This window comes from Staphylococcus sp. Marseille-Q1834, from assembly GCF_916858875.1.
In the GTDB taxonomy this organism is placed as follows: domain Bacteria; phylum Bacillota; class Bacilli; order Staphylococcales; family Staphylococcaceae; genus Staphylococcus; species Staphylococcus pragensis.
On the sequence record NZ_CAKASN010000001.1, the window covers coordinates 1,429,698 to 1,452,930 of the forward strand.

The 23,233-nt window shown below is 32.8% G+C and carries 26 protein-coding genes and 1 pseudogene; 18 read left to right on the forward strand and 9 right to left on the reverse strand.

Annotation, left to right across the window (positions count from 1 at the left end):
* Positions 1 to 113: 113 nt before the first annotated feature.
* Positions 114 to 923: a metallophosphoesterase gene (locus LIX58_RS06980; RefSeq protein WP_154837193.1), complete on the forward strand. Its 810-nt coding sequence runs from the start codon at positions 114 to 116 to the stop codon at positions 921 to 923.
* 65 nt (positions 924 to 988) lie between these two features.
* Here LIX58_RS06980 and LIX58_RS06985 read toward each other — a convergent pair whose 3' ends face one another.
* The gene (locus LIX58_RS06985; RefSeq protein WP_154837191.1) at positions 989 to 1,600 is read right to left on the reverse strand and encodes a C39 family peptidase; all 612 of its coding nucleotides are present in this window, start codon (positions 1,598 to 1,600) and stop codon (positions 989 to 991) included.
* A gap of 157 nt (positions 1,601 to 1,757) precedes the next feature.
* On the opposite strand from LIX58_RS06985, the gene LIX58_RS06990 reads away from it, so the two are divergent.
* Positions 1,758 to 2,234, forward strand: coding sequence for a GyrI-like domain-containing protein (locus LIX58_RS06990; protein ID WP_226386211.1), 477 nt, complete (start codon positions 1,758 to 1,760; stop codon positions 2,232 to 2,234).
* 72 nt (positions 2,235 to 2,306) lie between these two features.
* On the opposite strand, the gene LIX58_RS06995 is transcribed toward LIX58_RS06990, so the two are convergent.
* The 3 genes from LIX58_RS06995 to LIX58_RS07005 all read right to left on the reverse strand — a co-directional run bounded on the left by LIX58_RS06995 (position 2,307) and on the right by LIX58_RS07005 (position 5,133).
* Positions 2,307 to 3,068: a class I SAM-dependent methyltransferase gene (locus LIX58_RS06995; RefSeq protein WP_154837187.1), complete on the reverse strand. Its 762-nt coding sequence runs from the start codon at positions 3,066 to 3,068 to the stop codon at positions 2,307 to 2,309.
* Between the two features lie 26 nt (positions 3,069 to 3,094).
* Positions 3,095 to 3,766, reverse strand: coding sequence for an iron-sulfur cluster repair di-iron protein ScdA (gene scdA, locus LIX58_RS07000; RefSeq protein ID WP_154837185.1), 672 nt, complete (start codon positions 3,764 to 3,766; stop codon positions 3,095 to 3,097).
* A gap of 164 nt (positions 3,767 to 3,930) precedes the next feature.
* A complete protein-coding gene (locus LIX58_RS07005; protein WP_154837183.1) occupies positions 3,931 to 5,133 on the reverse strand; it encodes a multidrug effflux MFS transporter in 1,203 nt (400 codons plus the stop codon).
* A gap of 210 nt (positions 5,134 to 5,343) precedes the next feature.
* On the opposite strand from LIX58_RS07005, the gene LIX58_RS07010 reads away from it, so the two are divergent.
* Positions 5,344 to 5,439: a type I toxin-antitoxin system Fst family toxin gene (locus tag LIX58_RS07010; RefSeq protein WP_115345419.1), complete on the forward strand. Its 96-nt coding sequence runs from the start codon at positions 5,344 to 5,346 to the stop codon at positions 5,437 to 5,439.
* A 180-nt stretch (positions 5,440 to 5,619) separates the two neighbouring features.
* Here the strand turns inward: LIX58_RS07010 and LIX58_RS07015 are convergent, their stop codons facing one another.
* Positions 5,620 to 6,396, reverse strand: coding sequence for a hypothetical protein (locus tag LIX58_RS07015; RefSeq protein WP_154837181.1), 777 nt, complete (start codon positions 6,394 to 6,396; stop codon positions 5,620 to 5,622).
* 20 nt (positions 6,397 to 6,416) lie between these two features.
* Positions 6,417 to 7,571 (reverse strand): glycerate kinase, encoded by a 1,155-nt coding sequence (locus LIX58_RS07020; RefSeq protein ID WP_154837179.1) that lies wholly within the window; start codon positions 7,569 to 7,571, stop codon positions 6,417 to 6,419.
* A gap of 106 nt (positions 7,572 to 7,677) precedes the next feature.
* On the opposite strand from LIX58_RS07020, the gene LIX58_RS07025 reads away from it, so the two are divergent.
* From LIX58_RS07025 to LIX58_RS07035, 3 genes are all read left to right on the forward strand, one after another.
* Entirely contained in the window at positions 7,678 to 9,165 is a 1,488-nt protein-coding gene (locus LIX58_RS07025; RefSeq protein ID WP_154837177.1) for a hypothetical protein, read from the forward strand.
* Between the two features lie 11 nt (positions 9,166 to 9,176).
* Complete coding sequence (locus LIX58_RS07030; RefSeq protein WP_154837176.1) at positions 9,177 to 9,560, forward strand: GtrA family protein; 384 nt, start codon at positions 9,177 to 9,179, stop codon at positions 9,558 to 9,560.
* 199 nt (positions 9,561 to 9,759) lie between these two features.
* The gene (locus LIX58_RS07035; RefSeq protein WP_154837174.1) at positions 9,760 to 10,629 is read left to right on the forward strand and encodes a cation diffusion facilitator family transporter; all 870 of its coding nucleotides are present in this window, start codon (positions 9,760 to 9,762) and stop codon (positions 10,627 to 10,629) included.
* Between the two features lie 50 nt (positions 10,630 to 10,679).
* Here LIX58_RS07035 and LIX58_RS07040 read toward each other — a convergent pair whose 3' ends face one another.
* Positions 10,680 to 11,111, reverse strand: a complete 432-nt coding sequence (locus LIX58_RS07040) for a transglycosylase (protein WP_154837172.1) — start codon at positions 11,109 to 11,111, stop codon at positions 10,680 to 10,682.
* A gap of 381 nt (positions 11,112 to 11,492) precedes the next feature.
* Between LIX58_RS07040 and LIX58_RS07045 the strand changes: the two are divergent.
* Positions 11,493 to 12,179: pseudogene (locus LIX58_RS07045) on the forward strand (2,3-diphosphoglycerate-dependent phosphoglycerate mutase).
* 157 nt (positions 12,180 to 12,336) lie between these two features.
* Here the strand turns inward: LIX58_RS07045 and LIX58_RS07050 are convergent.
* Positions 12,337 to 12,438, reverse strand: coding sequence for a putative metal homeostasis protein (locus LIX58_RS07050; RefSeq protein WP_103298466.1), 102 nt, complete (start codon positions 12,436 to 12,438; stop codon positions 12,337 to 12,339).
* 163 nt (positions 12,439 to 12,601) lie between these two features.
* Between LIX58_RS07050 and LIX58_RS07055 the strand changes: the two genes are divergently transcribed.
* From LIX58_RS07055 to LIX58_RS07070, 4 genes are all read left to right on the forward strand, one after another.
* Positions 12,602 to 14,047, forward strand: a complete 1,446-nt coding sequence (locus LIX58_RS07055) for an MDR family MFS transporter (RefSeq protein WP_126565591.1) — start codon at positions 12,602 to 12,604, stop codon at positions 14,045 to 14,047.
* A 139-nt stretch (positions 14,048 to 14,186) separates the two neighbouring features.
* Positions 14,187 to 14,987, forward strand: a complete 801-nt coding sequence (locus LIX58_RS07060; protein ID WP_126565592.1) for a transporter substrate-binding domain-containing protein — start codon at positions 14,187 to 14,189, stop codon at positions 14,985 to 14,987.
* Positions 14,968 to 15,687 (forward strand): amino acid ABC transporter permease, encoded by a 720-nt coding sequence (locus LIX58_RS07065; RefSeq protein WP_154837422.1) that lies wholly within the window; start codon positions 14,968 to 14,970, stop codon positions 15,685 to 15,687. Before LIX58_RS07060 ends, LIX58_RS07065 begins: the two co-directional genes overlap by 20 nt.
* Complete coding sequence (locus LIX58_RS07070; protein WP_154837167.1) at positions 15,684 to 16,415, forward strand: amino acid ABC transporter ATP-binding protein; 732 nt, start codon at positions 15,684 to 15,686, stop codon at positions 16,413 to 16,415. Before LIX58_RS07065 ends, LIX58_RS07070 begins: the two co-directional genes overlap by 4 nt.
* A 76-nt stretch (positions 16,416 to 16,491) precedes the next feature.
* Here LIX58_RS07070 and LIX58_RS07075 read toward each other — a convergent pair whose 3' ends face one another.
* Positions 16,492 to 17,739 carry an aminoacyltransferase gene (locus tag LIX58_RS07075; RefSeq protein ID WP_226386212.1) on the reverse strand — a complete coding sequence of 416 codons (1,248 nt, stop codon included), beginning with the start codon at positions 17,737 to 17,739 and terminating at the stop codon, positions 16,492 to 16,494.
* A 263-nt stretch (positions 17,740 to 18,002) separates the two neighbouring features.
* Here LIX58_RS07075 and LIX58_RS07080 point away from each other — a divergent pair, with 263 nt between their 5' ends.
* From LIX58_RS07080 to LIX58_RS07110, 7 genes are all read left to right on the forward strand, one after another.
* Positions 18,003 to 18,362 (forward strand): DUF4467 domain-containing protein, encoded by a 360-nt coding sequence (locus tag LIX58_RS07080; RefSeq protein WP_126565596.1) that lies wholly within the window; start codon positions 18,003 to 18,005, stop codon positions 18,360 to 18,362.
* Between the two features lie 22 nt (positions 18,363 to 18,384).
* Complete coding sequence (locus tag LIX58_RS07085; RefSeq protein WP_126565597.1) at positions 18,385 to 18,981, forward strand: thioredoxin domain-containing protein; 597 nt, start codon at positions 18,385 to 18,387, stop codon at positions 18,979 to 18,981.
* A 139-nt stretch (positions 18,982 to 19,120) separates the two neighbouring features.
* On the forward strand, positions 19,121 to 20,680 hold the full coding sequence (gene adcA, locus LIX58_RS07090; RefSeq protein ID WP_154837162.1) for a zinc ABC transporter substrate-binding lipoprotein AdcA: 1,560 nt from the start codon (positions 19,121 to 19,123) through the stop codon (positions 20,678 to 20,680).
* A gap of 122 nt (positions 20,681 to 20,802) precedes the next feature.
* Positions 20,803 to 21,318: a YceI family protein gene (locus tag LIX58_RS07095; RefSeq protein ID WP_126565599.1), complete on the forward strand. Its 516-nt coding sequence runs from the start codon at positions 20,803 to 20,805 to the stop codon at positions 21,316 to 21,318.
* Between the two features lie 133 nt (positions 21,319 to 21,451).
* The gene (locus tag LIX58_RS07100) at positions 21,452 to 21,919 is read left to right on the forward strand and encodes an SRPBCC family protein (RefSeq protein WP_154837160.1); all 468 of its coding nucleotides are present in this window, start codon (positions 21,452 to 21,454) and stop codon (positions 21,917 to 21,919) included.
* A 70-nt stretch (positions 21,920 to 21,989) separates the two neighbouring features.
* Positions 21,990 to 22,172, forward strand: a complete 183-nt coding sequence (locus LIX58_RS07105) for a hypothetical protein (protein WP_154837158.1) — start codon at positions 21,990 to 21,992, stop codon at positions 22,170 to 22,172.
* A gap of 141 nt (positions 22,173 to 22,313) precedes the next feature.
* Positions 22,314 to 23,135: a formate/nitrite transporter family protein gene (locus LIX58_RS07110; protein ID WP_226386213.1), complete on the forward strand. Its 822-nt coding sequence runs from the start codon at positions 22,314 to 22,316 to the stop codon at positions 23,133 to 23,135.
* The last annotated feature ends 98 nt before the right edge of the window (positions 23,136 to 23,233 follow it).

Genomic DNA, 23,233 nt, shown 5'->3' on the forward strand with positions numbered 1-23,233 from the left:
TAGAAATACAAATATATTTATTAAAATGAAATAACCAGAATAATTTAAATTTAAAAGTTTATATGACATAATAATTGGAACTTAATAAATAATAGAGTAAGAGGGACAATTATATGAAAATTGGAGCCATATCAGATTTGCACATTGATCGTCATCCGAAGTTAGATGCGCATGCTTATTTGGAATCACTCACACGTATTATTAGAAAACGAGACATAGATATATTATTAATCGCGGGCGATATTTCAAATCATTTTCAAGAAAGCTATCAGTTTATTCGTGATTTAAAACATAATACTTCTATTCCAGTATTATTTGTGCCTGGCAATCACGATTATTGGGCACCGGACGATGTGAATACCTCTAAAGAAATTTATGAATTCTACGCTAAGCAACCGGAATGTCTCATTGGAAAGCCTTATGTGATTAATGATGAGTGGGCGATTGTCGGTCATACAGCTTGGTACGATTACAGTTATGCCGATGATAAGTTTGATCTTGAACGTATTAAGCGAGGTAAATATTATGGGGCAACATGGCAAGATAAGGTGAAAATTGATTGGCAAACAGATGATAGAACGCTTTCTCAATGGGCCGCATTGCAAACTGAAAAGGATCTAACTAACGTAAGTGATAAACATATTATTTTAATGACACATATTGTTACACATCCACAATTTGTCGTGCCCACGCCCCATCGAATTTTTGACTTCTTCAATGCGTTTATTGGCACGCGTGATTTTGATAATTTGTATCAAAAGTATCCTATTCATTATAGTATTATGGGCCACGTCCATTTCCGTAAAGCTATCGTTGATAAAGGCATTACCTTTATGTGTCCTTGCTTAGGCTATCGACGTGAATGGCGCACAGATGATATAGATACAGAAATGAATCATGCATTAGTGGATTTCGATATTTAACATATTTAAAGTTTTAAAAAGTCCTCACTAAGTAGAATTATTCAAAACTACTTAGTGAGGATTTATTATGGTTGAAGATAAATACACTTCTTACCAGGTTCATTAAAACTACGTTCCATTGTTGCTTTACCAATCTTAATGACTTGAAAGCGATTTGGAACAATAGCAGGAAAGATAAATTTACGAAATACATGACTCCATAACGGATCAATATAATAGTAATAGTTCTCGTCATAGCCAATTAACAACGTTACGTGAATATTAGAAACTAACTCAGTTGTTATATTATCAAATTTAAACTTTTTGCGGTCAGGTGCATCGCCAAGACTCGTATGATACATAATAACAGGTTGTCCTTGGTCAAGTATGGATTCTAACTCAGTTAAATCTGTACCTGTACCGTCAACGAAGCGGTTATCAAATGTTTGTAAATAGGGAACGTAGGCATCTGGAAAGATGGTTTGATGATGTCCAAATTTAATCAATAGTTGATGACCGACATAACCTTTATGGGGATTATTCGGATGCGTTGGCCAACGTTTCATAATTTCTGTAGCCTTAACGTCATGATGATTATATTGAAGTAACATAGCTGCTGAAACGCCTTCACATCCCATCACCATAGGAATAGGAAATAATTGGCTAATCGGTTTTACAGGTAAGATGGTTTTCTTCATATTGGTTCTCCTTCATTCACTCGTAACATGTTGCGCGCGTTCTTTTTAAAGTAAATTCATTATATACCCTCGCAGGTCTTTCGTATATTGATTTGAACTGGGTATATAATAGTTAATAAAGTGGATTTGAATTTCGTTTTTTGAAAAGGAGGACAAAATGGACTACCGTTTTGAAAATTTAGAAAAACTAAAGATTGTCGGAATAAAACGAAGATTCAGTAACGGAAAAGAGATGCAACATGGCATTCCAGAATTTTGCCAAGAAGTAAACGAACAACAATTAACTGAAGACATCATTGGAAAAAGCAACCATCAATTATCAGGAATATTAGGTATTTGTCGTGCACTAGACAATGGAGAAATGGAATATATGATTGGTGTACCTACTAATGAAGACGTTGATGATGAGGGCACTTATGAATTAATAGAGTTAGATGCTCAAACGTATATTGTTTTTGACGCTATTGGCAAAGTGCCTCAAGCTGTTAAAGAGTCAATTGCACAAATTCATCAACACGTCTTACCACAACTTGATGTCACAGTTAAACGAGCACCGTTTTTTGAACATTATTTACCGGGAAATACTCAAAGTGATGATTATATTACAGAAATTTGGATGCCTATTTCTCGCTAATCATTGAAAAAATGATTCCATTGTCATGCTTATATACAAAGATACATCACAATAGAATCATTAATGAATCAATTATTTACGGACAGCATGAACGATATAGTTCATGTTGTTTTTATGTTTGCGCATTGTTTTAAACATTCTTAAAAACATTGGTCGATTGGTAGGTTTTAAGGCATTTTTAATAATCTTAAGTGTACCCATAATGCCTTCGTCTTTAATCATTCCAGGAGGCGACATTAATGATAATTTGCCTGTATGGGACTCGATTGTGCTAAACCCTGCTGATTGATAAAGTTGATACCAATGCTCTGTAGTTAAAGGCGTTACTTTAACATTGATGGCATTACTAAGCTCAGTGATGACTTGTTCTTTAAGTGGACGATTAACTATCGTAATATCATGTGTTAATAGAATGCCACTTGGTTTGAGTACACGATAATACTCTTGAAGTACTTTTTCTTTCATTGCTAAAGGCGACATTGTAAGCATTGCTTCGTTCAAGATAATATCAAAGCTGTTGTCTTCAAACGGTAATTTCGTAGCATTGGCTTGTGTTAAGTGAATATAATGTTCTAAATGATGTTTTGCGACATTTTTTCGACCTTGCTCTAAGGCACTGTTATTTAAATCAACACCTTCTATGTGACAATGGTAAGTTGTTGCGAGTTCAATTGACGTTGTGCACATGTTACATGCTACTTCTAGCACTTTCTTTTCTTTTGAAAAATGTCCCTTTTGAATAAGCCAATCTGTAGCTACTTTACCACCTGGACGTAACCTTTTTTTACCTAATGTCGCTAAGAATGTATGGCCGGATAATGTTTTGTTTCCCATTTTGATAACCTCACTTTAGGCTTTCGTTAACTTGTAAATTTGTTGAATAAGACATGATTTTCAAGGTGTACATGTTCGTGGGTTTCACGTTCTAAATTCTCAAGACGGTCATACACTAAACGCCATGTCGTACATGCTTCTTGTGGAGGTTGATAATCATTCGTTAATTCACGCATAGATTGGAGTAGTTGACCTGTTTCTGTATGATCATCCACTAAGCTCTGAATAATCTGATCAGCGTTTTCTACCTCGTGTCCTTTTGAAATTTTGATTAATTGTGGAAAAGCTTGTTCATCTTCGTCATCCATATGTTCTAACATACCGTCTCTAAATTGACGATATAAATCTTGTAACTCTAATAGATATGGAAATCTTTCTCCATGGACTCTTGCTACTTTAGTAACGTAAGGAGAAAGATTTTTAAACTCTTCACGTATAGTTTGATGGAAACGTGATTGAATATATTGAATTAATGAAGGTGCATCGAGATATTCAACACTAATACCTCCAGGTTGTGAAACTGGTAAAGCATTAAGTTTATTTAGAAGTGTGTCAGCATCTACTTTTTTATTATGAACTGCTTCCGCAATTGAAATGTTGCCACCACAACAGAAATCGATACCATATTGTCTAAAAACATCCGCTGCTAAAGGTTGTTGAGTGACAATATTTGCTACTATTGAATCTTTATTAATCATTTTAATTCCTCCTTTATACATTAGTTATTATATAAAATAATTGTTTTTTTAAAGAGAGAAGACAGTTTGATGTAATGTATTTGTCGAAAAGTTATAACAAAATAATGAATAAATAAAAATGGCAAAGTAATCTCTTGAATCAAGATTACTTTGCCAAACTCATTCTAAATATTTTTTCGATTGTGATGTCTAAAATAAATCATTTGAAGAACGATTAATAATATAGCTGTGATTGTAATAACTAAAACATAAGGCATAATATTATATTCCCCTTTTAAACCAACTATAGGAGAAATAATGCCGCCAAGGATAAATTGAGATAGCCCTAATAAACTTGAAGCATTACCACTTCCACCTGTACGTTCTTCCATAGCCATAGAGAATCCGAGAGGACCAACAGAAGCTACTGGACAAACATTTAAGAAGAAAGCAATTAGTAATATCCATAAAGGACCATGTAAAAGAAGGGTCATTGTAATTAATACAACGCCAATAATTTGAATTAAAGTTAAATATATAAACAAACGATAACGATGAATATATGTAACTAATATAGCAACACTTTGGCTGACAACGATAAGTCCTATGCCGTTAATTGCAATCATTATACTATATTGCAAAGGTGTCATATGATAAATCTTCTGAGTGATGAATGGTGAAGCAGATGAAAAGCTAAACAACATGACGTAAGTTAAACCTTGTAAGAACATAGGAATAACGAAACCTGGCTTTCTTAACAACTGCCCGAAATCTAAGAAAATGGCTTTGAAATTTAATCTACGAGCTTCATCTTTAACTGTTGAAGGCATATTCAACGCGAAGCCACTTAGGATCACGAGGCTAATAATAGTTAGGATAACGAAAATGATTCTCCATGAACCTAGTGTTAATGATAAGCCACCAAGTAGGGGAGCAATAATCGTTATAATACCGTTAACCACCATGAGTGAAGCTAGAAATTTAGCAAGTAAGTCACCTGTATATTTTTCTCCTGCAAAAGCTTTAGCAATAACGATAATACCACCTGCTGTCAATCCTTGAACCAAACGTATAATAATAAATGACGAGAGGTGCGTTACAAAGATAGAACTTACAGAGGTTAAGAGAAAGATACATAAAGTGATAATACCTGTTTTTTTATATCCAAACGCATCTGCTAAAGGTCCTAACAAAAATTGACCTAACGCTAACCCAATCATTGCAAATGATAAAGTCAGTTGCACTTCAGAAGTAGAAGAACCAAAGTGATGTTGCACTGTAGGTAATGCAGGTGAGTACATATCAATAATCATTGGACCAAAGGCAGTCATGCTACCTAAAACAATAATTAAAAACAAGGGGAGTTTCGTGCTTGTTGTATTCTGCATATAGAATCTCCTTGAAAAGATTTGTAAATTACATTATATCTGTTTTTTAAACATTTGTAAGTTATAAAAATAGTTTTATTAAATTGAGGAATAAAAAATTGAAGTTTGCATAGGTAGGGGAAGTAGGGGCATCGTAAATTCGGAGATAGTATAATATATAAATCGTTGTTTTACTTTTGTGCTGTAATTAGCATGGAAGGAGGTGACATCATGTTCAGCATCATATTTGTATCTGTAATAGCTCCTATAGTAGTAGGAGTTGTACTCACGTCATATTCTTATTGGCTGAATAAGCGTGATAAATAATTAAACGGCGACATAGTCAATACAACAAAAGAGCCCGATAACTATTCGCAGTAGTTATCGGGCTCGGTGTTTGTCATGCTTAGCATCATATTTGTTACTTGTATTCTAACATCATAGTAGATTTGAATGCAAAAATTAGTACCCTGTTAAGATGAAATGCGGTTTTAGTCTAACAAATTACTATTGATTGGTTGCATCTTTAGCGCCATTAATTAGACTATCTAATTTATTTTTAATGTCGTCTACTTTCGTATTCACATCATTTAATAAGCTATCAACTTTACCTTGATTTTCATTGTTTTGTTGCGCATTGTTAGCTTCTTTTAATTTATTAACTTGCTCTTGATAAAACTGAGTCAATTTAGAATCATTATTATTTTCTTCATTATTCTTCAGTTTGTTAATCTCATCTTGAATTTGTGAAATACGTGAATCGCTATCAATTTTGTCTTTGATATCATTTTTAGCTTTTTCCACTTGGCTTTGAATGATATCTTTTTGATCGTTGACTTGGTTTTCATAGTTTTTAGAAACTTTATTAGGGTCATTGCTAACTTTTTCATCTTCGCCACTCATATGATTAACAATTGCTTTCGTAGCAAAGATAGCAATAATCACTAATAGAATCGCTATAATCGCAATTAACCATTTTTTAGATTTTCGATTTTTTTCGTTTTCTTCTTCTAATTGTTGTTCACGACGGAAATCACGTTCATTATAATAACGATCGCCGCGGTCATCATAGAAGTCATCACGACGGTATTCATCGCGTGACGCATAGTCGTCACGATATCTTGGATCTTCTGACTCGGGACGACGTTGACCATTTTGCTGGCGATAGCTGTCATCATTTTGTCTACGTTCTTGGCGGTAACGTGCATCCTTATTGTGTTTAGAAGGTTGACGATATTGGTCATCGTATTTATAAGATTCTTTATATTTATCTGTACGTTTCATGTTGGTCACCTCATTAATATTTATTTTTTCATTATTTGTTGGAGTAATCGTGCCACATTTTCCGCGGTACGTTGAATATTGTGTTTCCCATTAGTTAATAAATCATCTATCTCCATAGGTTGTTCGATGATGCTAAAGGCACTGTCAATCCCATGCTCATAAACTGCTTCATAGCCATCTCCTAAGCTACCACAAATCGCTACGACAGGTATATCATACTGTTTTGCTGCTTGTGCTACACCAATAGGCGTCTTGCCATAAATGGTTTGTGCATCCATTTTGCCTTCTCCAGTGATGACTAAACCTGCATCTTTTACTCTCTTTGAAAATTGAGTTTCCTTGAGAACGATATCGATTCCTTTAGATAGGGAAGCATTTGAGAAAAATGCTAGAATACCTGCACCTAAACCACCAGCCGCGCCGGCACCAGGTACATCTTTAACATTTTTATCAATATCTCTTTCAATCATATCATGATAGGTAGTTAGGGCGGAATCCAACTTTGGTATCATCTTATCTGTCGCACCTTTTTGAGGACCATAAACAGCGGTTGCGCCATTATCACCTAATAAAGGATTAGTCACATCACAAGCGACTTCAAACTGTATATGATTTAGGCGTGAATCAAATTGAGAGATATCAATATGTGCTAGTTGTGAAAGATAACCGCCACCTAAAGGTAATGTTTCCTCATTTTCATCTAAAAATTGAACACCGAGGGCGGCAAGCATACCACTGCCACCGTCATTCGTCGCACTTCCACCAATTCCTAAAATAATCTTTGAAACGCCATGATCAATCGCATCTTTAATCAGTTCTCCTACACCAAAGGTCGACGTCTTTAATGGATTACGTTCATGAGGTTTAAGTAAATCTAAACCAGAAGCGGCTGCCATTTCTATGATTGCTACATTATTATCTTGTGAGCGGGCGTAACTTGCTTCAATCTCCCGATGTAGGGGGTCATGAACTTTAACTTTATATGTTTCAGCGTTTAATGCTTCCCTTAATGCGTCAGTGGTGCCTTCACCACCATCTGCCATAGGAATAATGTCATAGTTGATTGTTTTATTAAATATTTTTTGAAAGCCACATTGAATGGCTAAACCAGCTTCTTTAGCTGACATGCTTTCTTTAAATGAATCAGTTGCAATTACAATTTTACTGATTGGCATATCCTCACCCTTTAAATAATGGTTAATTTATAAAAATGGTATATAGTAATATTTAAAATTAAAATTTATTAGATAAGTCTTCCTAAGTTATAAGAAGGAGAGAGAAATGTTTAGATTAAAACAACACGAATTATACATCTGGTTAATAGGTTTATTAATCTTCTACTGTTACATCGCATTGATGATGCCTCTACATAGTTTGGATTGGTTTTGGGGCAGTCATCAAGGGATGCAAGCTATGATTACTCATTTTAAATATATTGATGGTGATTATATAAGTAATGTCTTGGCATTTGCTATCACACAATCTGTAACATTGCGCGTTGTCTCATATGGCATCATTTCTATACTTTTTGTCCTAATGTTGCTTAAATTCGTGACATATACATTTTCAACTAATACATTCATTTTAATCATTCTCTTCATATTTATTATACCCGATTCAATTTTTGCGCAAAGCTATGGCAATTTTGAATTATTTTATAGTTATGTATTTGGGACTTGCATCGCACTCTATATTTTACATTTTGCAATTTCAACTTTTATTGTTGAAAATGAGTTCAACTTTGGGAATGTCTGTTTATTTTGGATAGCCTGTGTCATAGGTCAATGGTTTGCGGAAACACTCACTTTCTATAATGTCATGATATTGTTGAGCGCAATATTCATTTACTTCATTTGGAAGCGGAAGCTCAACTATAACCTATTAATAGGCTTTATGTTAACGTTGTGTGGTACATTGATCATGTTATGTAATGAAACCTACATTCATTACTTTATCAATATCGAGAATTTACGCGCTCAGATAGATGAATTAGGATTCTTTCATAAAATAAAACTGACATTATTTGAACAGTTACCTCAATACATATTTTTCAATCATATCTTTTTAATAAGTGTAATTGCTATTGTTTTAATTATATTATTGATAAATAATGTCGCTTTCAAAGAGTGGACTAAATATAAACGGTTAGTGTTAATATTTGGGATTAGCGCATTACCTATATACAAAATATTGATTTATGACCCTTTCAACTTGAAACAATTGGCTATCTTATATAGCTATGGCTTCGTCAATATTATCATCTGCCTTATATTCTATATTAGTGTGTTTATAGCGAGTTTCCATATAGTTAAAAATCATTATATGCGCGTTGTTATAGGAGGTATAGGCATTTCAATTATTCTTAATGCGATTCCTGTATTTTTAATTGGAAAAGTAGTGCCACAATATTTCTTTATGATATATACTTTATGGTGTCTACTTGCCGTTATTCTTCTAACTACACTAGGTAGACTAACCACAACTATTTTCAACATACTTAAATTATTAAATATATTATTAATGGTAGTTTATATGATTGTTTGTACGACGCTTTATATTGAAAATGATAAACGATTAGAGTCTATACATACACAAATAGGTAAGCATAAAAATGAACTGGTCATCCATCATTTACCATTTGAAACATACTTTAGTGGTATGACGCCAACCAGTGAAATTGATAAAGACAACTTCAAAGAATATCATCACATTCCTAATAATAAAAAAATAAAAGTAATGCCGTTTGAAATTATAGAAACAAACGACTAAGGAGAATTATTATGAAGTTAACAAAAACGCACTATGAAATTATAAAATTTGTGATAGTCGGTGGGATTAATACGCTTGATTATTATCTCGTGTACTTAATATTATTAAAGTTATTTAATGTACATTATATGCTGAGTCATATTATAGGTTTTGTAGTGAGTTTTATTATTTCTTACTATTTAAATTGTTATTTTGTTTATAATGTAAAACCAACTTTGAAAAAGTTTTTAAGTTTCCCTTTAACACAAGTTGTGAATATGGGAATGCAAACATTATTCTTATATGTTTTTGTAAGATGGTTTAATTTTCCATCTGAAATCGCACCGTTTGTAGGATTAATTGTTACCATACCAATTGCATTTATATTATCAAAATGGTTATTGCGTGATAAATAAATTGTACTCATGCGCCTTTTAATGATCTAAACACAGATTCATTAGAGGGCGTTTTTTAGCGGTGGTTAATTGAATAATTAGGCTTAGCTAAAAAATAAATTAGCATATTTATACAAAAATTATAGAAATAAAAAAACGTTGTAATTCAAAAATTCATGGCTCATACTATTGATATTAACGCTTTTAAGGTGGGTAAAAGATGTCTCAAAGTGAAAATCTAAAGTTAGCTCAAAGAGGCGCGTATCTAAGTTTAGTTGTATATATTATTCTATCCATTTCTAAATATATTACCGGTTTTGTATACGATTCAGCAGCAGTAAGGGCAGACGCTTTAAATAATATGACCGATATTATAGTATCAATTGCGGTGATTGTAGGACTTAAGATTTCTATCAAGCCGGCTGATAAGAACCATCCTTATGGCCATTTGAAATCTGAGAATATTTCAACATTATTAGTATCATTTATTATTATGTTTGTAGGGATACAAGTTGTAATTGAAAATGCCCCTCGCATATTTACACATGAACATAACACACCTAATGCCATTACGATTGTTATCAGCTTAATCAGTGGTATCATAATGCTTGGTGTTTATGCAATTAACCATCGCTTAGCTAAAAAAACAAAAAGTAGTTCTTTAGATTCAGCAGCAAAAGACAATATGTCTGATGGGTTAGTAAGTATTGGGACAGCAATTGGATTAGTATTTACTCAATTTGGATTATCTATTGTCGATGTTATTTTAGCCACACTATTAGGCTTACTCATTATTTATACTGGTTTCGGTATTTTCAAAGAGTCTATCTTTGCTTTAAGCGATGGTTTTAATGAAAAGGATTTAGAAGATTATCGTAATGAGGTATTAGAAGTCAAAGATGTGAAAGATGTAAAAAATGTAAAAGGCCGTTATCATGGCAGTAGTATCTTTTTAGATGTCACAATAGTGGTAGACGCACATTTATCATTACAAGAAGCGCATGAAATCTGCGATAGAGTGGAGACCCATTTACATAGCGTAGGTATTTCTTCAGTATATGTTCATCCAGAACCGGATACATTAGATTAAATAAAAAGGTTCACTATTGAGCAGAGAGCTTAACAGTGAACCTTTTATCTTTACCACCAACCATTGGCTTGTCTGAAGCTAATCGTTGCTTCAATTGAACCATAACGTTCTTTGGCGTATTGAATCATGCCTTTAGTTTGTGTTTCAACTGAACCGTATCCCCAAGATTGGTTCGTTTGACCTAAGCCATGATATTGGCCATTTGAAGCATTTGGATTACCACCAGATTCGGGTAGAACAATGCTTTCCCAAAGCGCTTCTGTTCCCCCCGCTGCAATAAATTGTTCATAAACAGATTGCGTACTTTCGCTTGATGTATTGACACTTGATGTTGAAGCCGATGACGAAGATGATTGATTATATTCATAATTTTGTTGTTGTGATTGAGTTGATGTAAGTTCACTCGCATGTGCTTGTCCAGATTCTATACCGGCCCCACCTAACGAGACCATAGTCATTAATGCAAATATTGTTTTTTTCATAATAAAAACTCCTTTGTTAATCGGTTAATGTTAAGAGGAGGAGAGACAAAATAAAATGTCTCAGCCTCATTTCTCGGTATCCCAATTTATCTTGCTGTCGATTACGGTGACTATACTTTAACACCTTTAGACATGTCATAGGTTACTGCCATATCAAAAGTAATTATCAGAGATGTAAGCCAAGTAACAAACATGTCAGTTTTAAGACATATATGCCAAAGTGATGATAAAAAGCTAAGATTATGAAAAATATTGAAATAGTTTTATAATGTAATTATTAGAGAAAGAGGCACTCAGATACTTAGCACAAAGAAGAAATTTTCAAGCCTCGTTTTACTTTTCAAAAGAGTATAACGAAGCCAGTACAGGAAGGTGTTTTATATGCCAAAATTAATCTTATGCCGTCACGGACAAAGTGAATGGAATGCTAAAAACTTATTTACAGGTTGGGAAGATGTTCAATTATCTGATCAAGGTCGAGAGGAAGCGATTAAATCTGGCCGTAAATTAAAAGAGAGCGGTATCGAAATTGATGTGGCGTATACATCATTATTAACAAGAGCCTTAGAAACAACGCATTATTTATTAGCTGAATCTGACCAACAATGGATTCCGGTTCATAAAAGTTGGCGTTTGAATGAGCGACACTATGGTAAATTACAAGGTTTAAATAAAGACGAAGCGCGTAAAGAATTTGGTGAAGAACAAGTACATCAATGACGTCGTTCATATGACGTGAAACCTCCAGCGGAAACTGAAGAACAACGCGAATCATATTTACAAGACCGCCGTTATCGTCATTTAGACCACCGCATGATGCCATATTCTGAAAATTTAAAAACGACGCTTGAACGTGTTGTACCGATTTGGACTGATAGAATCTCACAACATTTATTAGATGGAGAAACTGTGTTAGTTGCCGCACACGGTAATTCAATTCGTGCGCTTATCAAATATTTAGATAATATTTCTGATGAAGATATTGTCGGCTATGAAATTAAAACAGGTGCACCATTAATTTATGAATTAGATGAACAATTAAACGTTACAGATCATTATTATTTATAATTTTCTATTGAAAAGAGTGGATTGGAATTCTTTATAATTAGAAAGATTTCCAATCCACTCTTTTTTTAGGAGTTAAATGTTAAAAATGCGTGTAGTTTGCAATTAAGTTTTATGAACTACAATAAAGTGATTTTTAAATGACTGTATGAAAAGTCACTTATTTACGTTTATGTTGCTTAATTATTTTTAAAGCACGTTTACGCGTTTTAATGTTGGGACTGTTTAAATTGCGGCGTGCCGTCTGTAAATCTTGTTTCATATTTGGGCCTCCTTTTCTAAAAGAATAAAGGAAATTACGTTCTTTGTAAATAGTAATAATTACGATTTAGAAAATTTACAACTATTGATGTGAAAATTAAACCTAAATCTGTATAATAAGCAACAGTATCTGACACTTAGCTTCTTGAGAATGGAGGAAAACAATGTCGCATAAAAGAAAATTGGCAATGATTTATACAATGTTGTTAGGCGGTTTCTTTGGATTATTAAATGAAACTTTACTAACGACTGCGTTGCCACGAATTATGAAAGATTTTAAGATAGAATATTCGCAAGTGCAATGGCTCACGACGGCTTTTCTATTAACTAATGGGGTAGTTGTCCCGTTATCGGCGTTCATTATTCAACGTTATACGACGAGACAAGTGTTCTTAACAGGCATCGTGATCTTCTTAATAGGAACGTTATTAGGCGGTTTTAGCCCGAACTTTACAATCTTATTAATTGCGCGCGTCATCCAAGCGTTAGGCTCAGGTATCATGATGCCACTGATGATGACCACGATACTTGATATTTTTGAACCACATGAACGTGGTAAATATATGGGCTTCTTTGGTTTGGTTATCGGTCTAGCGCCAGCTATAGGACCAACATTATCTGGTTATTTAGTTGAATATTTTAACTGGAGATCACTATTCCATGTCGTAGCTCCAATTTCAGCAATTACATTTATTCTTGCTCTGAAAATTGTTAAAAATGTGGGCACAAACGTTAAAGCACCAATTGATATCATTTCAATTATCTTATCTATTCTAGGATTTGGCGGATTACTATATGGTGTAAGTTCAATTTCACATGATGGCTGGAATAATCCGATTGTTCTATTAACGGTTATAGGTGGCATCATCTTAGTAGGATTATTTATTTGGAGACAACAACGTCTTGAAACACCTTTGCTTAGCTTTAAAGTGTTTAAAAATAAGGAATTTGCGGTCGGTTTATCAATCATGGCAGCGACTATGATTTCAATGATTGGCTCTGAAACAGTGTTACCCATGTTTGTGCAAAACGTCTTAAATCGCACACCTGTAGATTCAGGATTAATATTACTTCCAGGTGCGATTGTTATGGCCATAATGTCGATGATATCTGGATGGTTATATGAAACCTTCGGCGCTAAAATATTAGCTATTATCGGTATGTTAATTGTTATTGTCACGACATCTTACTTTGTCTTTATGGATGAACATACTTCGACCATCATGCTCGCAACGATTTATGCGGTTCGTATGATTGGTATTGCTTTAGGATTAATGCCAGTCATGACCCATACTATGAATCAATTGACACCGGAATTAAATGCTCATGGTTCTTCGATGACAAATACGCTTCAACAAATTTCTGGTTCCATTGGTACTGCGGGCTTAATTACTATTCTAAGTTCAGCTAGTAAAAGTTTTAAGCCAACGATGAGTGACTATCAAGGGATGAATAAGCAAGACATGATGCATCAAATACAACTTGATGCAACGTTGCATGGTTATCATGCTGGTTTCTTATTCGCAGTAGGTATTACCGTTATCAGTTTGTTGTTAACTTTTCTCATTAAAAGTAAAAAGAAAGTCAAAGCTGAGGCGCAAAATCATTAAGCGTGTTGAGTGATAGTTGATAATATCCAAACATTCTGAACACTTGATATGACGCAAATTATTATTGACTATTCCTACCGTTGAGATTAGAATTAATTTATTCTGACTAATTTAATAGGAATATGGAGGAAATATAGAAATGAAAAGACTTTTATTTGTAGCTTTAGCACTTATCTTCGTGTTAGCTGCTTGTGGTAATAGTGGGTCATCTGATAAAAACAGTGATTCAAAATCTAGTGACAGCAGTAGCGACAAAAAAACTTTAAGAGTAGGTACTGAAGGTACATATGCACCATTCACGTTCCACAACAAAAAAGACGAATTAACTGGTTATGATATTGATGTCATCAAAGCAGTAGCTAAAGAAGAAGGTTACAAACTTAAATTCAATGAAACATCATGGGATTCAATGTTTGCTGGTTTAGACGCTAAACGTTTCGACGTTATTGCTAACCAAGTTGGTATTAACAAAGAAAGAGAAGAAAAATACAAATTCTCTAAACCTTACACTTATTCAAGTGCAGTATTAGTAGTACGTGAAAATGAAAAAAATATTAAATCATTTAATGATGTTAGAAGTAAAAAATTAGCACAAACATTCACATCTAACTACGGTAAATTAGCTAAAGATAAAGGTGCTAATATCACTAAAGTTGATGGCTTCAACCAAGCAATGGACTTATTATTATCTAACCGTGTTGACGGTACATTTAACGATAGCTTATCTTACTTAGATTATAAAAAACAAAAACCTAATGCTAAAATCAAAGCAATTAAAGGTGACGCAGAACAAAGTAAATCAGCATTTACATTTAATAAAAGCGTAGATGACAAAGTAGTTTCTGACTTTAATAAAGGCCTTGATAAACTTAAAGAAAACGGTAAATTAGAAGAAATCGGTAAGAAATGGTTCGGTGAAAATGTTTCTGAGCCTAAATAGTCAACAACAACACGCACTTGATGCAGCAGGGCAAGCATTTGGACCGATGTTGGAAGGATTAGTAAAATATTCTATTCCAATTACTATCGTTACGTTTATCTTAGGTTTAATCATTGCTTTATTTACAGCGTTAATGCGTATTTCAAATAGTAAGATATTAAGAGGAATTTCACGTGTCTATGTTTCAATCATCCGTGGTACACCAATGATTGTACAATTGTTTATCATCTTCTATGGTATACCTGAATTAGGTCGATTACTTACAGGTAACGCTGATGAACAATGGACATTATCTTCTGTATTATCAGCTATCATTGGTTTATCTCTTAACGTAGGTGCGTATGCATCTGAAATTATCCGTGGCGGTATTATGTCTATTCCTAAAGGACAAACGGAAGCGGCGTATTCTATTGGTATGAATTATCGTCAAACTATTCAACGTATTATTTTACCTCAAGCAATTCGTGTATCGATTCCAGCTTTAGGTAATACGTTCTTAGGATTAATTAAAGATACATCTCTTTTAGGATTTATCTTAGTAGCTGAAATGTTCCGTAAAGCTCAAGAAGTTGCTTCTACAACATATGAATATTTCACAATTTATATTCTAGTAGCAGTAATGTATTGGGTAGTATGTTTCATTATTTCAGTGATTCAAAGCTTCTATGAATCATATATTGAAAGAGGGTATAGCTCATGATTGAATTAAGTGATATCCATAAATCATTCAATGATAAAGAAGTCATTAAAGGCATTGATTTAAACGTTGGTAAAGGGGAAGTTGTGACGCTTATTGGCCGATCAGGTTCTGGTAAAACAACGTTACTACGTATGATTAATGCCTTAGAGATTCCAACTGAAGGTAATGTAACAGTTAACGGAGAAAGCTATACAGCTGACAACAAGAAGTCTCAAATTAATGTTCGTAAACAATCAGGTATGGTTTTCCAAAGTTACAATCTCTTCCCGCATAAATCAGTATTAGAGAATGTGATGGAAGGTTTAGTAACTGTTAAGAAAATGAATAAAGCGGATGCTAAAGAGAGAGCGATGAGTTTATTAGAAAAAGTTGGATTAACAAGCGTTAAAGATCAACGTCCTCATGCTTTATCAGGTGGTCAACAACAACGTGTGGCGATTGCAAGAGCACTAGCTATGAATCCCAAGGTCATGTTGTTTGATGAACCAACATCTGCATTAGATCCTGAATTGGTCAATGACGTATTGAGAGTAATTAAAGAATTAGCAGAAGAAGGCATGACCATGGTTATTGTGACACATGAAATGCGCTTTGCGAGAGAAGTTTCAAATAAAATCGTCTTCATTCATGAAGGTAGAATTGGTGAACAAGGTTCTCCAGATGAGGTGTTTAATCATCCTAAAACAGAAGAACTTCGCAGATTCTTAAATGTAATTAATGAAGAATAGTAAAAATATAACCACGTTATAGAGAAGTGAAAATTCTCTATAACGTGGTTTTTTATTGAATCTATTTAAAATGAAATTATCTTCTGCGTTCTAATAATTTTTGAGCGCGATAAGCGAATGGTTTAATTGGTTTAATAAAGTCTCCAATGTATTCATATACATTAGCATTGAAGCCTTTTTTAAATTGTTGTACACCATAGTCCTCGGCATCTTCATTGAAGTCTCCTGTGATACCGTAGAAGTTATAGCGATCAATATTATGTTCTTTAGCGAATTTAATCATTTCCCATTGTAAACGGTAAGCACCCATATATGCATTGTATTTAGGGTTAGAGCCACTTGATAAGTAATAAACTTCGTGATCGTTATAAATATAAAGTGCAGCTGCCAGATTTAATATTTCGCCTTCTGCAGCAATTTTTTCTTTTGTTTCATTGAGCTTACGTTCATTACTATTTAATTGTTGCTCAACTTGTGTTTTCTTATTTTTATTCTTCTTAGAATTAGGACTTTCTTTTAATGCTTCATCGACATCAGCCAATTGTTTTGTTAAATCATCATGTTTTTGTTGAAGAGTAGATAAATAGTCTTTTAAATCGATATAAGCAAGTTTTAAAATTGCATGGTCTTGGTAAGTCTTTTGCATTTCATAGAAATAAGGTTTATCTCTAAATTTGAAACCGTGCTTTTCTTCTGCCATTTGGAACAATTCAAAGAATGTATCTGTTTCTTCCATAGGTAATGTTCTAACTTTAACGCCCATTTCATATGTCTTTTTAATATTACGGCGTGTTTGATAATCCATTTCTTTTAATAATTGATCTTCAGATTTATCTTTAAGGTCAAGAACAGATAGCCAACGGATTTGACTCATTGTACTATAACCTACGGACCAACCTTGATGTTTATAGCCTAAATCTTCTAACGTTTTAATAACGGCACGATTATCATAGCTTTCTAAAATTTCGCCGTCTGCATTTCTTAAATTTTCTAAAATATAAGGATCAACTAAGACGAATAAGCAATTTTGTTTTTTTAAATAGTCTGTTAATGATTTAAAGAAAAAATGAACTAATTTAATATCACTATAATCCATTACTGGACCGCGGTGAGTATAGAAATATTTATAGATTTTTAAAGCACGGGCTTCAGTCATTAAAGTTCCAGCAATAACGTTGCCTTCCTCATCTTTGACACCTACAATATGGACATCATGTTTCATTTCACTTCTATTGTCATAATGAATACGTGATTGAGTGTAATGTGAAAAATTTTCTGATGTAAATTTTCCAAATTCTTCAGGTGTTAAATTAACGAATTTCATACATATCTACTCCTCTGTCTTTTTAAGAGTTCTAATCTATTCTATCAAAATAACCGTATTATTACACATAATTTATTATTATATTTAGTCATACTTTAGTAGTATATTGAATTATTTTTTTAAAATAATAACTTGAAAAATTATAAAAAATTGATTTTTAATCATCTAGCGCTCACGTCAAAAGCGTTGTATGATAGAATTTGCAGTAATAGTATTATTGGAAGTTGATAATATACCGAACTGAGTTGTAGGAGTGAATTTAATTGAAGAAATTAATTGTAACGATAAGTGTATGTGCACTGCTATTAGTAGGGTGTGGCAATGATAAATACACTGATAAAATAGATAAAGCGGTGAAGTTACAAGATCAGAAACAAGAGCGACTTGCAAAGAATGACCAAGGCGATGTGGTCAAACACTTTGATAAAAAAGACGCCAATATCTACGTATTTGAAAAAGGGAAGTACGTAGTATTAGCGTATAAGCCTTTGAGTAACAATGAAGAAGTGCATTACTATACATATCAATTTGATGGTAAGAAGGCGACATATTTAGAGGATTTTGATACCAAAAAATATATTGATGGTCACGATCCAGACTATAAAGAAGAAAATATGAATTAATATCATGACTAAAGGAGCATCTATGAAAAAGATATTATTAGCGGGTGGTGCATTTATCGTATTACTTCTTGTTATTGGTGCATGCTCAAATAATAAGAAAGAACAAACACCGCCTAAAACTAAAAATGGCAAAATATTAATAGTAGAATATGGAGATTTTAAATGTCCGTATTGTAAAAAAGTGGAAGAAAAAGTGATGCCTACCATTAAAAAAGAATATATTGATACGAATAAAGTGGAATATCAATTTGTGAATGCTGGATTTTTAGCGCAAGATTCTTTAGTAGGCTCAAGAGCTGGCAATGCAGTAGAAAAAATTGCACCTAAAGAATATTTAACTTTTCAACATAACATTTATGCTCAACAACAAGATGAAGATAAAAAGTGGTTAACTGAGGACTTCTTAGATAAAGAAATAGATAAATTAGATATTGCACAAAATGATAAAGCGCGTATTAAAGAAGAATATAAAACAAAAAACAGCGACGCATGGAAAAAAGCAGATGAGCAGAAAAAACAAACGAAAGAAAATCACATCAAATCTGTACCAACAGTATTTATTAATGGTAAAAAAGTAGACGATCCATACAAATTAGAAAACTGGAAAAAATATTTATAGTTATATGACTGTTATAAACAGAGTGCATTAAATTCAAAAATGAATTTAATGTACTCTGTTTTTTTATTATGTACTTGCTATTTGAGAAAATAACGTCTATACTTTTAAACCGTAATCATTCCTATTTATGAGGAGCGACATGAGAAAAATTATAAGTATCACTGTATTAGTTACGATTTTAGTCCTAAGCTTAGTAGCTTGTGGAAAGTCAGATCAGTCAAAAGACACAAGTAGTAGTAAAGATGGAAAAATCAATGTGTCTACAACAGTTTATCCATTACAATCGTTTATTCAACAAATTGGTGGGGACCATGTGAATGTATCTTCAATTTATCCAGCTGGTACAGATTTACATGATTATGAACCTACACAAAAAGACATTTTAAATGCAAATAAATCTGATTTGTTTGTATATACTGGTGATGATTTAGATCCAGTGGCAAAGAAAATTGCTGGCACAATCAAAGAAGATAAAAAGAAATTATATCTTCAAAAAGGATTAGATAAATCAAAATTATTAACGGATCAACATGAACATGGTGACGAAGAGCATGAACATGAAAAGGGGCATGAACATCACCATCACGGTGGCTATGATCCGCATGTTTGGTTAGATCCAAAAATGGACGAAGTCTTTGCTAAGGAAATCAAAGAGCAGTTAATTAAAAAAGACCCTCAACATAAAGCTGAGTATGAAAAAAATTATAAAAAATTAATGAGTGATTTAAATAATATTGATGCATCAATGAAAGAAATTACTAAAGATAAACAAGGAAATGCCGTATTTATTTCTCATGAATCACTAGGCTATATTGCAAATCGTTATGGCTTTGTTCAAAAAGGTATTCAAAATATGAATGCAGAAGATCCATCACAAAAAGAACTGATAAAATTAGTAAAAGAAATTAAAGATAATAATGTGAAATACATACTGTATGAAGATAATGTAGCAAATAAAGTTACAGAGACGATTCGCAAAGAAACTAATGCAGAACCGTTAAAATTCTATAATATGGAGTCATTAAATAAAGAACAACTTAAAGATAAAAGTATAAGTTATCAAAAACTAATGCATGACAATATTAAAGCGTTAGATAAAGCTTTAAATACTAATATGAAACTTAAGGATTCTAAAGCGGAACATAAATATGATAAAGCCATTTCAGAAGGCTATTTCAAAGATAATCAAGTGAAAGACCGTCAATTATCTGATTATGCGGGTAAGTGGCAATCAGTTTATCCATATTTAAAAAATGGTGATTTAGATGAGGTAATGAAACATAAAGCTGAAGAGGACTCATCTAAATCTGCTCAAGAATATAAAAAGTATTATGAAAATGGTTATAAAACAGATATTTCAAATATAAATATTGAAGGAAATCACATTAGTTTTACTAAAAATGGGAAAACAGAAACTGGAGAATACGAATATATTGGCTACAAAATTTTAGATTATAAAAAAGGAAATCGTGGTGTAAGATATATCTTTAAATTAGTAGATAACGAAGATAAAAATAACGCGCTTCCTACTTATGTACAATTTAGCGATCATAATATTTATCCTAAGAAAGCAGAACATTTCCATATTTTCATGGGAAATGATAACAATAAATTGTTGAAAGAGATGAATCATTGGCCAACATATTATCCAGCTCATTTAAACAAAGAAGAAATTGAACATGAAATGTTAGAACACTAAAATAGAATTCATTTTACTTGTATTTTTCATGAAGTTAATTTATTATACTAAGTATAATAAGTATACAAAAAATGAAACATGATTTAGTAGTTTCATAATTTAACTATTGGAGGTATGCTAACATGGCTAATTTTAATTTAGATCCAGTGCATTCAGGGGTTAACTTTTCAATTCAACACTTAGTAGTATCAAATGTTAAAGGTCGTTTTAATGACTTTGATGCTGACATTACAGGCGATTTCAATGACTTAAGTTCATTACAAGGGACTTTTACAGTACAAGCCAACTCAATCGATACTAAAGTAGAAGATCGCGATAACCATCTTAAAGGCGCGGATTTCTTAGATGTTGAACAATATCCAGAAATTAAATTTGAAATTACTAAAGTCGATGACCACTCAGTAACTGGTAACTTGACTATGAAAGACCATACGCAAGAAGAAACATTTGACTTAGACTTCAAAGGTATTAGCTTAAATCCATTAAACGGTAAAAACACAGCTGGTTTAGTCATTACTGGTAAAATCGACCGTGAACAATACGGTATCACTTTCAACCAACAATTAGAGACTGGTGGTTTCTTATTAGGCAAATCATTAGATGTTGAATTTGATTTAGAATTTCCTATTGAAGAATAATATTTCTGACAATCTATCTATGCAGATTTAAACAGATGAGGTGTTTACCTTATCTGTTTTTTTGTTATATTTATAGAGATAAATTGTTAAATTTTGTAAGAATAAAGCTTTTTGAAAATGAGGGAAGTAAATAATGACAATTAAAATAAAAGATAACAAGATTATATTCTCAAGAACATTTGATGCACCAGTTGAACAAGTATTTGATGCTTACACAAAGAAAGAATTATTTGAACAATGGTTTCATCCACAAGGGGCGACAACGAAAGTATTCACGTTTAATGCTGTAACTGGCGGGCAAGCATTTTTTGCAATCGAAACGCCTGAACATACGAGTCACACACTTACAGAATATAAAAAAGTGAACAAACCATATCACATCGAATACTTTGATTTCTTTGCGACACCTCAAGGTGAGAAAGATACACGCCTGCCTGGTATGCATATCTTTATGGATTTCGAAGACGAAGGCAATCGTACTACTGTGACATCTACTTCTGAATTTCCAACAAAAGAAGCGGCGCAACAAGCAATTAACATGGGTGTTGAAGCGGGAATGAATTCGACACTTGACCAATTAGAGAAATTGTTGGAATCATAAAAACGTCACTAGGATGTCAATTTTTATAAGCAATTTTAAGTTATAATGTAGGGGAAAAGAGGATGATACGATGAAACAACGCTATTTAAAAGTACTTGCATTATTTTCAGTAAGTACATTAATTCCTACATTATTATTTCATTCAAAATGCCTAAATAATGGTGCGATTAAATATGTTCTAAGAACAGCATTAGGGTATGGCATTTTTGCGAGTGGTTTACATTATTTATCTAAATTCAAACGCACACGCTAAACATTTATCGAGATGTAGTTTAATTGAAACTGCATCTCGTTTTTTGTTTATAAGAAAATTTAATTTTATCTATCTCTTTATAAATAATTTATATATAATTGTAAAATATACAATTATATATTGTAGGGGGTTAAGTAATCAATGTTGGAAAATCACAAACATGTAGAGGATACATATGCAACAAGACATATCGTTGAAGCTGCAGTAGACCAAGTTCAAATGAAACAAGTCATGGCTAAGAAAACACCTGGAAGATATTTGTTAAAAGCAATGATGTCAGGATTTTTATTGGCAATCGTGACCGTATTTATGTTAGCTGTTAAAACTCAATTTGCGGGGACAAATGAGGGTTTAGTGAATTTGTTAGGTGCTATTTCATTTAGCTTAGCATTAGTATTAATCGTTCTAACCAATTCAGAGTTACTTACAAGTAATTTTATGTATTTGACAGTGGGCTGGTACTATAAAGCAATTACAGTGAATAAAATGATTATTATTTTCTTATTCTGTTTCTTAGGAAATATTATTGGCGGATTCATTTTATTCTTCTTAATGAAAGGTACACACGTCATGACGCCAGAGATGATTGCAGCTTTAAGCAAAACAGTGCATGCTAAAACAGTAGAATCATCATGGTTAAACATTTTAGTTAAAGCGATATTCTGTAACTTCTTTATAAACATTGGCATTTACGTTTCAATGTTATTTAAAGAGGGACTTGCAAGAGCATTCTTTATTGCTGTCGGTGTTATTGTCTTTGTATTTATGGGATATGAACACGTTGTTTTCAATGCCGGTTTATATGCAGGAATGATGTTCTATAACATTGATGCATTATCATGGTTAGACGTATTAAAAAATGTCGTCTTTGCATTTATCGGTAACTACATCGGTGGAGGTATCTTTGTAGGTCTTGTATACGCTTATTTAAATGGTAAACGCGATAGTTTTAATACAAAATAAATAGACAAATTTAACGAGATAATTTAGCTATATTGAAAATTGTCTCGTTTTTTTATAGGTTGACTTAATTCTCTAAAAAACATATCATTTTAATCAAC